This is a genomic window from Gluconobacter kondonii (genome assembly GCF_002723995.1).
Taxonomy (GTDB): Bacteria; Pseudomonadota; Alphaproteobacteria; order Acetobacterales; family Acetobacteraceae; genus Gluconobacter; species Gluconobacter kondonii.
On the sequence record NZ_BEWP01000003.1, the window covers coordinates 167297 to 179632 of the forward strand.

Annotated in this window: 13 protein-coding genes; 10 read left to right on the top strand and 3 right to left on the bottom strand. The window is 58.2% G+C overall.

The features are described 5' to 3' along the window. Window positions 1-32: 32 nt before the first annotated feature. The 4 genes from GKO01_RS04810 (at window position 33) to GKO01_RS04825 (ending at window position 3108) form a co-directional block, all read left to right on the top strand. On the top strand, window positions 33-479 hold the full coding sequence (locus GKO01_RS04810) for an RrF2 family transcriptional regulator (RefSeq protein WP_099286004.1): 447 nt from the start codon (window positions 33-35) through the stop codon (window positions 477-479). Between the two features lie 208 nt (window positions 480-687). Then, window positions 688-1005: a DUF2849 domain-containing protein gene (locus GKO01_RS04815; protein WP_099286005.1), complete on the top strand. Its 318-nt coding sequence runs from the start codon at window positions 688-690 to the stop codon at window positions 1003-1005. Further along, window positions 1002-2675 (top strand): nitrite/sulfite reductase, encoded by a 1674-nt coding sequence (locus GKO01_RS04820; RefSeq protein ID WP_099286006.1) that lies wholly within the window; start codon window positions 1002-1004, stop codon window positions 2673-2675. The genes GKO01_RS04815 and GKO01_RS04820 overlap by 4 nt, the downstream gene beginning before the upstream one ends. Beyond that, the gene (locus tag GKO01_RS04825) at window positions 2662-3108 is read left to right on the top strand and encodes a DUF934 domain-containing protein (RefSeq protein ID WP_099286007.1); all 447 of its coding nucleotides are present in this window, start codon (window positions 2662-2664) and stop codon (window positions 3106-3108) included. Before GKO01_RS04820 ends, GKO01_RS04825 begins: the two co-directional genes overlap by 14 nt. Here GKO01_RS04825 and corA read toward each other — a convergent pair. After that, complete coding sequence (corA, locus tag GKO01_RS04830) at window positions 3105-4082, bottom strand: magnesium/cobalt transporter CorA (RefSeq protein WP_099286008.1); 978 nt, start codon at window positions 4080-4082, stop codon at window positions 3105-3107. The two genes, GKO01_RS04825 and corA, sit on opposite strands and share 4 nt — an antisense overlap. A gap of 182 nt (window positions 4083-4264) precedes the next feature. Between corA and trpB the strand changes: the two genes are divergently transcribed. After that, entirely contained in the window at window positions 4265-5503 is a 1239-nt protein-coding gene (gene trpB / locus GKO01_RS04835) for a tryptophan synthase subunit beta (RefSeq protein ID WP_099286009.1), read from the top strand. Beyond that, window positions 5500-6312, top strand: coding sequence for a tryptophan synthase subunit alpha (gene trpA / locus GKO01_RS04840; RefSeq protein WP_099286010.1), 813 nt, complete (start codon window positions 5500-5502; stop codon window positions 6310-6312). The genes trpB and trpA overlap by 4 nt, the downstream gene beginning before the upstream one ends. Before the next feature lie 56 nt (window positions 6313-6368). Here trpA and GKO01_RS04845 read toward each other — a convergent pair whose 3' ends face one another. Then, the gene (locus GKO01_RS04845; protein WP_099286011.1) at window positions 6369-6932 is read right to left on the bottom strand and encodes an HdeD family acid-resistance protein; all 564 of its coding nucleotides are present in this window, start codon (window positions 6930-6932) and stop codon (window positions 6369-6371) included. Between the two features lie 274 nt (window positions 6933-7206). Between GKO01_RS04845 and accD the strand changes: the two genes are divergently transcribed. Genes accD through GKO01_RS04860 form a run of 3 tightly spaced genes read left to right on the top strand, consistent with a single transcriptional unit; the run spans window position 7207 to window position 10957 of the window. Continuing rightward, window positions 7207-8076: an acetyl-CoA carboxylase, carboxyltransferase subunit beta gene (accD, locus tag GKO01_RS04850; protein WP_099286012.1), complete on the top strand. Its 870-nt coding sequence runs from the start codon at window positions 7207-7209 to the stop codon at window positions 8074-8076. Next, window positions 8076-9398: a bifunctional folylpolyglutamate synthase/dihydrofolate synthase gene (locus GKO01_RS04855; protein WP_099286013.1), complete on the top strand. Its 1323-nt coding sequence runs from the start codon at window positions 8076-8078 to the stop codon at window positions 9396-9398. Before accD ends, GKO01_RS04855 begins: the two co-directional genes overlap by 1 nt. A gap of 44 nt (window positions 9399-9442) precedes the next feature. Beyond that, a complete protein-coding gene (locus GKO01_RS04860) occupies window positions 9443-10957 on the top strand; it encodes a replicative DNA helicase (RefSeq protein WP_099286014.1) in 1515 nt (504 codons plus the stop codon). A 551-nt stretch (window positions 10958-11508) separates the two neighbouring features. Here GKO01_RS04860 and GKO01_RS04865 read toward each other — a convergent pair. Further along, a complete protein-coding gene (locus GKO01_RS04865) occupies window positions 11509-11817 on the bottom strand; it encodes a helix-turn-helix domain-containing protein (RefSeq protein WP_241009526.1) in 309 nt (102 codons plus the stop codon). A 199-nt stretch (window positions 11818-12016) separates the two neighbouring features. On the opposite strand from GKO01_RS04865, the gene GKO01_RS04870 reads away from it, so the two are divergent. Beyond that, window positions 12017-12322 (top strand): transcriptional regulator, encoded by a 306-nt coding sequence (locus GKO01_RS04870; RefSeq protein WP_099286016.1) that lies wholly within the window; start codon window positions 12017-12019, stop codon window positions 12320-12322. Window positions 12323-12336 lie beyond the last annotated feature (14 nt).

Here is a 12336-nt window from a genome sequence, read left to right on the forward strand (position 1 = left end):
GGCATGGTCTGGCGTAGCAAATCGGAATTCTCATGTATCTCCGCCGTGACAGAGCTTTGACCGCCGTATCCATCATGTTGGATGTCGCCTTCCATGCAGGGCGCTCTGGGGTGGTGAGCGGCGCGGATATTGCCCGCCGTGGTGATATGCTGCGTCGGGGGATTGAGCCTGTGTTGCAAGGACTCTCTCGGGCCGGACTGCTGGCAAGTGTGCGCGGGCCGAAAGGGGGGTATCGTCTTGGCAGGCCGCCACGGACCATCACGCTGAATGAAATTGTCCGGACTGTTACGGAAGATCAGGAAGCACAGGAAGAGGACGTTAATCTTCTGCGGGCCAAAGTGCTTGAACCATTCTGGCAACAGATGGATCAGGAAGTATCGGAAAAGATGGCTTCTGTTACATTGGAACATCTGCTGCAGAACGCCGAAGAGGCGGGGATGCAGCGTCCTAGCAGGGCGCCAATTTCTTTCTCCATATAACTTTATAAAAAAGTATTTTGAAAAAACTACAAAATAGGTTTTAGAGGACGGAATATCTTACCATAAGGGATCAATCTTTGATCTGGCATGGTGAGTTTCATGTCCTTGGTGTTTCCTCGGCTTGCCGTTTGCAAGCGGGGAGGAGGACGCATTCATGACGGGGCCAGCCGCAGGGTAGGGTCCGTATTCGTCAGGAAGGTGAGTGCTGATGAAACGTCCTGTAAGACTCGAAGCTGGTCAGAAGCTGGTTCTGACGGCCAACCGGCTGCTGGACGGTCGTACCGTGTGGTGGCGGGAAGACGGGGGCTGGGATCTTCGGATAGGGCAGGCGGTTCTGCTGGATGCGGATGTCGCTGAGGCGGCGCTTTCCCGGGCGATGGAAGAGGCCCAGCGTAAGGGTGTTGTCGGGGTGTACGATACGGCTGTTCTGCCTGTTGTCCCTCCTGAACCCGTGACTGTTCGTGAAAAAATCCGGGCTCATGGCCCGACTGTGCATCCGGAATTTGCAGTGGAGACCGCACAGTGAGCGTTCCTGTCGGCCATTATCAGTATGACCGGATTGACCGGGATTTTCTTCAGGCGCGGATTGCCGAGTTTGAGGGGCAGGTGAAGCGTCGTCTGGACGGGACGCTGAGCGAGGACGAGTTCAAGCCTCTGCGGCTGATGAACGGGCTTTATTTGCAGCTTCATGCCTATATGCTGCGGGTGGCCATTCCTTATGGAATTCTGGACAGTCGGCAGTTGCGCAAGCTGGGCGAGATTGCCCGGCGCTATGATCGCGATTATGGGCATTTCACGACGCGGCAGAACATCCAGTTCAACTGGATCCGGCTGGAAGATACGCCAGATATTCTGCGCGAACTGGCTGAAGTGGACATGCATGCCATCCAGACCAGCGGGAACTGCATCCGCAATGTGACGTCGGACGAGTATGCGGGAGCTGCGGCGGATGAACTGGTGGACCCGCGGGTTCATGCGGAAGTGCTGCGGCAGTGGTCCACCCTGCATCCTGAGTTCACGTTCCTGCCGCGCAAGTTCAAGATTGCTATTTCGGGTAGTCCGAATGACCGGGTGGCGGCGCGCTTCCATGATATCGGGATTCTGGCCCGTCCGGGTGAGGATGGCGCTCCGGTGTTCCGGATTTTCGTGGGCGGAGGACTGGGGCGGACGCCGGTGATCGGCGAAGAGCTGTTTGACAGTGTTCGGGAAGAGCATCTTCTGGCGACGCTTGAGGCGATCCTGCGCGTCTATAATGCGCATGGACGGCGGGACAATATCTACAAGGCGCGGATCAAGATCCTCGTCCAGGCGATCGGGGTTGAGGCCTATCGGGAGGCTGTGGAAGCCGAGCTTGGTCAGATGGAGCTGGACCGGTATCGGCTGACGCCCGAAGCGGTTGCGGCGATCCGGGCGCGTTTTGCCGTACCATTGCTTGAGGCGCCGGACGATGCGGATGCCGTGCTGACGCAGCAGCGGCGGGATGATCCGTTGTTTGATCGCTGGGTGCGGAGCAATACGCATGTTCATCGCGATCCGGGGCATATCATTGCGACCATTTCGTTAAAGCCTGCAGGGGGGATTCCGGGGGACGCGACGTCGGCGCAGATCGGGCGTCTGGCGGATCTGGCGGATGCGTATTCGTTTGGGGAAATCCGGATCACGCATTTGCAGAATGTGGTTCTGGGGCATGTCCGTAAGGACCGGTTGCGGGATCTGTGGCTTGGGCTGTCGGAAGTCGGACTTGCGGAAGCAAATATCGGGCTGATCGGCGATATCGTGGCGTGCCCGGGACTGGATTACTGTGCGCTGGCGAATGCGCGGTCTATTCCGATTGCGCAGAAGCTGGGTGCGCGTTTTGCGGATACGGCGCTTCAGGCGGAAATCGGGGCGTTGCGGATCAATATTTCGGGCTGCATCAATGCCTGTGGGCATCATCACGCCGGGCATATCGGACTTCTGGGCGTCGACAAGCGTGGAGAGGAGTTCTTCCAGTTGACCGTTGGTGGCCGAGCCGAGAATGGTGCGGCGCTTGGGACGATTTTGGGGGCAGCGCTTCCGGAAGACGAGACCGTTGATGCGATCGCGCGGCTTGTGGACTGCTATCTTGGGCTTCGGGAGAGTGGAGAGACGTTCCTTGAGACTCTGACGCGTCTGGGGCATGAGCCTTTCAGGGAGGCGGCGTATGAAGCTGTTTGAATTCGGTGAGCGGACCGCGCAGGTTCATGATGTGCTGGTGACGGTTGAGGAACTGGCGGAACGGGATGATGCGCGGGCTGTCTTGCTGGAGAGTGCGGACGATCCGGCGCTTCTGCGGCCTTATCTGAACCGGCTGGATCTTGTGGTGCTGCGGTTTCCGATTTTCAGAGATGGGCGCGGGTTCACGCAGGCTCGGGAATTGCGGGAATATTTGCGGTTCTCTGGCGAAATTCGTGCGGAGGGGCATATCCTGCCGGATCAGGCAGCGTTTCTGCGTCGGTGTGGGGTGGACAGTGTCGTTCTGCCGAAGAATGGCAATGGTGATCCTGACCTGTGGGAAAAGCAGCTTCGGCAGTTTCCGGTGGCGTATCAGCGGTCGGTTCTGTCGGAGCTCCCGGTGGGGCCGGGGCTGCGGGTTGAGGAAGCGTCTTAACGGGCGCCGAACCAGCCGCGCCTCCAGAACCAGAACAGCGGCAGGATAACGGACAGGATCATCAGGATCAGGCTGTAAGGATAACCGTATTTCCATGACAGCTCAGGCATGTCGTGGAAGTTCATGCCGTAGATACCTGCGATGAGGGTTGGCAGGATGCCGATGGCGCTGACGACGGTCAGGACCTTCATGCCGTCATTCTGTTCGATGCTGATGAAGCCGAGCGTGGCGTCCAGCAGAAACTGGACCTTGTTGACGGTCTGGGTGTCGAAGTCGTTGAGGGATGCGATGTCTCGCCCGGCGATCTTGATGCGGGTTTTGAGGGCCTGTGGTTCTTTCTCGGTTCGGTCGCCGATATAGATCAGGACGCGGTCGAGGCCGAGCAGGCTGTCGCGGATCATGGAGGCGAGGTCGCCGCTGTGGCCGAGGCGACGGAGGGTTTCGCGCAGCATTTCGGCGGCTCTGGCGGGATCGCGGGGGCTGCCGGTACTGAAAACGCGTTTGGAGATGGCGTCGAGGTCCCGGCCGAGGCCTTCCAGAATGTCGGCGAGGCGATTGATGACTTCTTCGATGATCTCGACGAGGATTTCATTGGCGGAAGGGCTGCCTTTGGCCGGATCACGCTCAGCCTGACGGCGTCCAACGATATCGAAGCCGTAATAGTCAGTATAGCGCACTGTGATGAGGTGGCTGTCTGTCAGGACGAAGCCAATGGGCAGGGAAAAGGCTGTATTTTCTTCGCGCCGGACAAGCGGGGTCGAAAGATAGAGGGTGCCATCCTGTTCGTGATGGCGGGAGGAGCTTTCGATTTCTTCCAGTTCATTCCGGCGGGGAATATGGGTGTTGAGGGCCTTTTCTGCGCGGGCGACCTCGTCGAGAGTCGGGTTGATGAGGTCGAGCCAGACCGCTTTGGAGATATCGACGTCCGGTCCGGTTTCCCGGGCCGGAGCGCCTGCGGGGCGCACGAGGAACATCAGGCGGATCCTTGAGGGCAATGGAAAGGCTGTGAGGCTCCCTCATGTCCTGCCTGACGCGGGATCGCAAGATGTATGGGACGGGAATTGCTGCGGGAGAGGCCTGAAAACGGCGAGATGGATGGACGGCGGGGGCTGCTCTTGGTATCGCATTGAAGCCCTGAAGCGGAACCGAGTGCGGTATGACGAACACATCTTCCCCCCTATCTTCCTCTCTGGCCAATTCGCTTCGTTCTGGCCCTGACGAACGGGGCCGGTTCGGGATTTTTGGTGGCCGCTTTGTTGCGGAAACGCTGATGCCGCTACTGTTCGAGCTGGACGAGGCCTATCGCGCTTCGCAGGCTGACCCCGCGTTCCGCGAAGAGCTGGACTATTATCTGAAGGATTATGTCGGTCGTCCGAGCCCGTTGTGGTTTGCCCGGCATCTGACGGAAGAGCTTGGGGGGGCGAAGGTCTACTTCAAGCGCGAAGAGCTGAACCATACAGGGTCGCACAAGCTCAACAACGTCATGGGGCAGATTCTCGTGGCTCGGCGCATGGGCAAGACCCGGATCGTTGCAGAGACGGGTGCGGGGCAGCATGGTGTGGCGACGGCGACGGTCTGTGCGCTGTTTGGTTTGAAATGCACCATTTACATGGGTGCGACGGACGTTGAGCGGCAGAAGCCCAATGTGTTCCGCATGCATCTGCTGGGTGCTGAGGTGAAGCCTGTGACGGCTGGGGCGGGCACGCTCAAGGACGCGATGAACGAGGCCATGCGCGACTGGGTGGCCAATATCGCGGATACGTATTTCCTCGTGGGTACGGTGGCCGGGCCGCATCCGTATCCGGAGATGGTGCGGGACTTCCAGTCCGTGATCGGGGTTGAGACCAAGGAGCAGATTACTCAGGCCGAGGGGCGTCTGCCGGATGTGATTGTGGCGGCCATTGGTGGCGGTTCGAATGCAATGGGGATTTTCCATCCGTTTCTGGACGATGCGGATGTGAAGCTGATTGGTGTCGAGGCGGCGGGGCATGGGCTGGATTCCGGGAAGACGGCGGCGTCCATTTCCCGTGGGCGACCGGGTGTGCTGCATGGCAACCGGACCTATCTGCTTCAGGACAAACACGGCCAGATCGAGGAAGCGCATTCGCTCAGTGCGGGGCTGGATTATCCGGGGATTGGGCCAGAGCATTCCTGGCTGAATGATATCGGCCGGGCCGAGTATGTCGGTGTGACGGATGAGGAGGCGCTTGAGGCGTTTCAGGTCTGTACGCGGACGGAAGGTATCATTCCGGCGCTCGAATGTGCGCATGGATTGGCGCATGTCATGAAAATTGCGCCCACGATGGCGAAGGACCAGATCATCGTTCTGAATGTTTCGGGTCGTGGGGATAAGGATATCTTTACTGTGGCGCATCATCTGGGAGTGAAGCTGTGAGCCGGATCCAGACACGTTTTGCCGCTCTGAAACAGGAAGGGCGCGGGGCGCTGATTCCGTATCTTCAGGCTTGTGATCCGGATTATGACACCTCGCTGGAGCTGCTGCGGGCGATGCCGGCGGCTGGGGCGGATCTGATCGAAATCGGGGTGCCGTTTTCCGATCCGTCTGCGGATGGGCCGACGATTCAGGCGGCTGCTCTGCGTGGACTGAAGGCGGGGGCGACGCTGGGGCTGGTGCTTCAGATGGTCCGGGCGTTCCGTGAGATGGACAGTGAGACGCCGATCGTGCTGATGGGGTATCTGAATCCGATCGATAGTTATGGCCCGGCGGAATTCTGTTTCGATGCGGCGCAGGCAGGTGTGGACGGGATTATTGTCGTCGACATGCCGACTGAGGAGGCGGATCTGCTGGATGCTCATGCGCGGGAAGCCGGGCTGGACATCATTTCTCTGGTGGCGCCGACGACGTCGAACTCCCGTTTGTTCCATGTGCTGCGGGATGCGACCGGGTTTGTTTATTATGTGAGCATTACCGGGATTACCGGGACGAGCAGTGCGAGTGCTGCGGATTTGGAGAAAGCGCTGCCGCGTATCCGGGAAGCGACCAGTTTGCCTGTGGCGGTCGGGTTTGGGATTTCCACGCCTGAGCAGGCGCGGACGGCGTCACGGATCGGGGATGCGGCGGTTGTGGCCTCTGCCCTGATCAAGACCATGGCGGGGACGCTCGAAGATGGGCGTGCGACGGGGCGGACCGTTCCGGCTGTCCTGGCGCAGCTTGAGGAATTGGCTGCGGCTGTTCGGGCTTAATTTTCGGGCCTGATGTTTGGCGTTCCGGCAGGCTGGGCCTGTCGGAACGCGTTTGATCAGGTGTTGTTGCGCAGGGAAAATCCGAACATCATCGTTGCGAAGCCTGCCATCAGCAGTTCTACGGCGATGAACATGCCGATCAGCCAGAGGCCGGACCAGGGCAGTGTCATGTAAAGCAGGATACCCACGACGAGTGTGAGGAGGCCGCTGAGGGCCAGCATGATCCAGCTCTTGTTGGTGCGGTGTCCGCCAGCCCAGAAGGTTCGGGCGAGGCCTGCGAAGATCAGGCAGCCTGCGAGAATGGCTGTGATGAAGATCGAGCCGGTTGCAGGTTCCTCAATCAGAAGGATGCCGCCGAGGATGTAGAGGCCACCGATCAATCCGGATAGCCACTGGTTCGGGACGGGAAGGCCGCGATGGGCGAAGCTCTGCATGACCTGTGCGACGCCGCCCACGATCATCAGGACGCCGAGGACCACCATGCTGGCGAGGGTGGTGGCGATGGTGTCGAGGGCGGCCAGAATGCCGAGGACGATCAGGACAGCGCCGAAGCCAATGAACCAGCCGGGCTTGAGGCCCTGGGGGTTGGGAAAGCGGAGGGTGTTGAAGCTGTCGGACATGGTTTTCTCCGGTTGGGAGCTGGGTTTGTTTTGGCTGATCTCTGTCGGGAGGCCTGCCGGTTCTGTGACACAACGCGTGATATCGTGGTTCGTATCAGGGAGGATGACATGTTTTGTGATGCGGATGGGAGAGATAAGCTGGAGCTGCGGATGGTTGGGCTGGCATAATCGGTATCCTGGCGTTAAAACGCGCCCAGAGAATGTGGCCCTTCGCCGGGCTTTACCCCTACTCCGTCCTTTGTTCTGAAGGCGGCCAGAAGAGTAATGAGACAACATGAGCTGGATGACCGACTACGTCCGACCCAAGCTGCGTGGCCTGCTTCAGCGGGATGTGCCGGACAATCTTTGGACCAATTGTGAATCCTGCGGGCAGATGATGCTCACCAAGGAGTTGGAGCGGTCCGAGAAGGTCTGTCCGCATTGTGGCCACCATATGCGTGCGACGGCGAAGGAGCGTCTGGGCTGGACGTTCGATGGTGGGGAATACACCTCCATTGAGTTGCCGAAGATGCCGGTCGATCCGTTGGGTTTCAAGGATTCCAAGCGTTATACGGATCGTCTGAAGGATGCGCGGAACAAGTCTCATCTTGATGATGCGCTGGTGGTTGCGCATGGTCTGATCAAGGGACAGAAGGCTGTGGTTGCGGTCATGGCGCCTGAGTTCCTGCTTGGGACCATGGGAGCTGCTCTTGGCGAGGCATTTGTGGCAGCCTGTCGTTTGGCCGTTCTGCAGAAGGCGCCGCTGGTGGTTTACACGGCGTCGGGTGGGGCGCGGATGCAGGAAGGTGTTGTCAGCCTGATGCAGATGCCGCGTACGACGATCGGTGTGCAGATGTTGCAGGAAGCGGGTCTGCCTTACGTTGTTGTCTTTACGAATCCGACGACGGGCGGTGTCTCGGCCTCCTTTGCGATGCTGGGGGATGTGCATATTGCCGAGCCTAATGCGCTGATCGCGTTTGCGGGGCCGCGTGTCATTCAGGACACCGTTCGTGAGAAGCTGCCGGAAGGCTTCCAGCGGTCGGAGTATCTGCGTGAGCATGGGATGGTCGATATTGTGGCCAAGCGGTCTGAGTTGCCGGAACTGCTAGGGCGGATTCTGGGTATGATGACGCGCCAGAAAACCGTTTCTGACACGGCGGCCTGATGACTGCGGAGCTTGGGGTGCCGGTTCGGCTGCCCGGTGAATATCAGGGGCGGCCTGGGGCGGTGCTTGCGCGCCTTCAGGAGCTTTATCCGGCGCTGATTGATCTTTCGCTGGGGCGGCTTGAAGTGCTGCTGGCGAAGCTGGGCCACCCCGAGCGTCATCTGCCGCCTGTCATTCATGTGGCGGGTACGAACGGCAAGGGGAGTACCTGCGCCAATCTGCGGGCGATTGCCGAAGCGGCTGGGCTGCGGGTGCATGTCATGAGCAGTCCGCATCTGGTGAGCGTGACCGAGCGGTTCCGGTTAGCGGGGCGGCTTGTGGATGAGGATGTGCTGGTTGCTGCGCTTGAGAAAGTCGAGCAGGTCAATGCTGGTGCTCCGATTACGGTTTTCGAGGTTCTGACGGCTGCGGGGTTCTTGCTGTTTTCGCAGGTGCCGGCAGATCTGGTGGTTCTGGAAGTCGGGCTTGGGGGGCGGCTGGATGCGACCAATGTGGTGCCGAAGCCTGCTGTTTGCGTGATTACGCCTGTCAGTCTGGATCATGAAGCGTTTCTGGGCAGCACCGTCGCGGCGATTGCCGGGGAAAAGGCCGGAATCATCAAGGTTGGAGTTCCGGTTGTTTCGGCTGCTCAGGCGCCGGACGCTCTGGATGTTATTCGGCGCCGGGCTGCGGAACTGGGTGCGTCGCTTCGGGTGGTGGGACAGGATGTTTTTGTCACCGAGCGGGTGGATGGTCTGGATTACCGGGATGCAGACGGTGTTCTTTCGCTGCCGTTGCCTGCGTTGAAAGGCCAGCATCAGGCCGGGAATGCAGCGCTGGCCGTGGCGGCTTTGCGTGTGTCAGGGTTGAAGCTCCCGCTTACGGCCTATCAGGGGATTGCTCGGACGTTCTGGCCTGCACGGTTGCAGAAGTTGGACGGCACGTTGGCCCGGATGCTGCCTGAGGGGTGGGATTTGTATCTTGATGGCGGGCACAATCCCGATGCCGGACAGGTTCTGGGGGCGGTGCTGGAAGGTTGGAAAGATCGGCCGGTACATGTGATTGCGGGTGTGAAGCAGACCAAAGATGCCTCCGGGTTCCTGAAGCCGATTATCGAACGGGTTGCTTCGGTTCAGGCGGTGTCTGAGCCGGGGCAGCATCTTGCGATGCCGGTTGAGGAAATCATTGCCGCTTCTGGTGGGCGGGCGATTGCCGGTCCAACTGTCAGGGCGGCTTTGGAGCGTTTGGTTGCCGAAGGGGGTACTCCGGCCCGGGTGTTGATTTGTGGCAGTCTTTATCTGGCGGGTGTGGTTCTGGCAGAGGATGGCTGGATCGCCAGTTAATCCGTTTCTGGTGACGGAGTGGGATGTTAGAAGGACGCGTGAACATGATCGAATCGCATTCCTCTCCGTCCGCTTCTGATGCTTCCTCGAACGATGGAGATCTGGGCCTTCTGTTGAGGCGTAGCCCTCCGTCCAGTGTTGCTGCCGAACAGGCGCTGCTGGGCGCCATTCTGACGAACAACAAGGCATATGAGCGGGTTTCGGACTTTCTGGAGCCTGCTCATTTTTCCGATCCTCTGAATGGTCGGATCTATGAAGCGATTGCCCGGCGGATTGAGCGGGGGCAGTTGGCTGATCCCGTGACCATGCGGGCAGAATTCGAACATACGGGTGTTCTGGATGCGGCGGGTGGGCCTGCGTATCTGGCCAAGCTGTTGACGGCGATGGTGGGGATCGTCAACGCAGGTGATTATGGGCGGGTGATCCATGATGCCTGGGTGCGGCGGCAGCTGATCGATATTGGTGAGACGGTCGTTAACAACGCTTTCGGGGCGCGGCCGGATCTGGACGGGTCGGATCAGATCGCGGCGTCCGAAGAGGCGCTGTTCAAGTTGGCGACGGAGCGGGGTCAGGAAGGCGGTTTCGTTTCTTTCACCAATGCTCTGACGGAAGCGGTTAAGGTTGCGACCAAGGCTTATCAGAGGACCGGCGATGTCGTGGGTCTGACGTCGGGTCTGCGGGATTTCGACAAGCGGACCGGTGGTTTGCATCCTTCCGATCTGATTATTCTTGCCGGTCGTCCTGCAATGGGCAAGACGGCGCTTGCGACCAAGATTGCGTTTTCGGCGGCGCGCTCGATTCTGCGGGATGCTGAGGATAGTGGGGAAAAGCCCAAAGGGTCGGTCGCTATTTTCTCGCTGGAAATGTCGTCTGAGCAGTTGGCGACTCGTATTCTGTCGGGTGAAGCTGAGGTTTCGGGTGAAAAGATCCGTCGCGGTGACATCGGGCAAAAGGAGTTTGACCGCTTTGTCCGTGTGGCGCGGGAACTTCAGCGGCTGCCGCTCTATATTGACGATACGCCAGCGATTTCTCTCTCCGCCATGCGAACGCGCTGCCGGCGGTTGGCTCGGACGCAGGGCTTGAGTCTTGTTGTTGTGGATTATCTTCAGCTGATGCGGCCTGCGATCGGGACCAAGCCTGACAGTCGTGTTCTGGAAATTTCAATGATTACGCAGGGACTTAAGGCAATTGCGAAAGAGCTTTCTGTGCCCGTGATTGCGCTGTCCCAGTTGTCGCGTCAGGTTGAATCGCGTGAAGATAAACGGCCCATGTTGTCGGATCTACGCGAATCGGGCTCAATCGAGCAGGATGCGGATGCGGTCATGTTCGTATATCGCGATGAATATTACCTGCAGCAGCGTCAGCCTAAAGACAGCGCTTATGACAGCAATGACAAATTTCAGGTTGCGACAGAAGAATGGCAGCGCAAGATGGCGCTGGTACACAATAAGGCCGAGCTGATTCTTGAGAAGCAGCGTCATGGGCCTACAGGGATGATCCAGCTATATTTCGAAGGGGAATATACCCGATTTGGGGATCTGGATGTCATTCATGAGTAACTCGCCGGAGAGGGCGAGTACTTTGAGTGGCGTGACGCTTCAGTAAGCGATGCTGTTAACAGGACGTGGTATTTGGTTGATGAAATCGCCGTCCTTGTTTCGAGTGTATCTCAGGTAGAGGCTGGATACAGAATGTCGCAATTTGTTAATTAAAAATAAACAAAATTAGATTCTGTAGAAATCTGACGTCTGAAAAAAGCTGAAATATGAAACTCTTCCCATCAGTTTCGCGAAGAAATGATGGGAGAGAGAACATGTTTTCTTTCTTCAATTATGGCTGCAATGCAGGAAAAAGAGGGCAGTTCAGACCCGCCATAATGGCTCCAAGCCATATTTGTTTCTTGACCCAGTGGCACAGTGCCATTAATTTATCGTTAATCGGTAGTTGCCATGGGGGCGATTGACGGGGAAGGGAGGGAGCCGGTCATGAATTCATACAATCTGATGACCGGGGACGTTTCTGATTTGTTCATTCCATCGATAAAGCGAATTTATCGTGTTGTATCGAATGGGGGGCACCTGAATGCGTATGGAAACCAGTGAAACGGTCACTAATGGATCTCCTCATCTGGTCTCTTGGGCGGATCAGGTGTGTCGGAAGGCGTGTTTCTGTCCGTGTTCGGAGCCATGTCTTGCCGCTGGAGCACCAACTCTGGGTGCAGAGCAGCCAGCCGTAGGGCCAGTTCTTCGTCGGTACGACCGTTCAGGACGCCTTTTAGAAGAAAATCGGTCGATACGCGCAGCCGGTTCGAGAGCGCCGCGATGAGAAAGACGCTTGGTGCGCGATCACCGCGTTCGATCTTGTTCAGCGTGGAAGCATCCACGCCTAGTAGGCGGGCGCATTCGCTCTGGTTGGGCATGACGAGTTCACGAGCCCAGGAAATGCGAGTTCCTATGGCTCGTTGGAGTGTGGTCAGAGAGTCAGGGCGCTTGTGTTTGGCCATAAGGCCTTTTTAGCAATGGCTTTATGCCAAATCCAGAAGAAGTTTTTTTTATCGTACTCTGTGGCATTTTGCCAAAAAAAATAATGATACTTTCGTATTTGGGGAAGATGTTGAGATGAAACAGGTCAAATCAGGTTCCGTACCGCGTCGTGTATCCGCAAACGCTCTCGCTGCTATGCTTGCGTCTGATGGTTGGCTACCTGAGCGTGGGAATGCCCGCAAGGGGCGTCGTCGTTCCGATCAAAAAACATTCAAAACGTCTTCCTTGCGCGCTCGTATGACGACGGACAGGGAGACGGCCGAGGCTCTTCCTGCGGGGCATCCTGTCAGCTGGAATGCGTTGTGGGGCGCGGATCTGGTGCCGGTTTTTCCGGGACTGCAGCCAATGGGCGGTCGTGATGTCGGGATGGAGATCAATTGATGTTCGGAATGGTG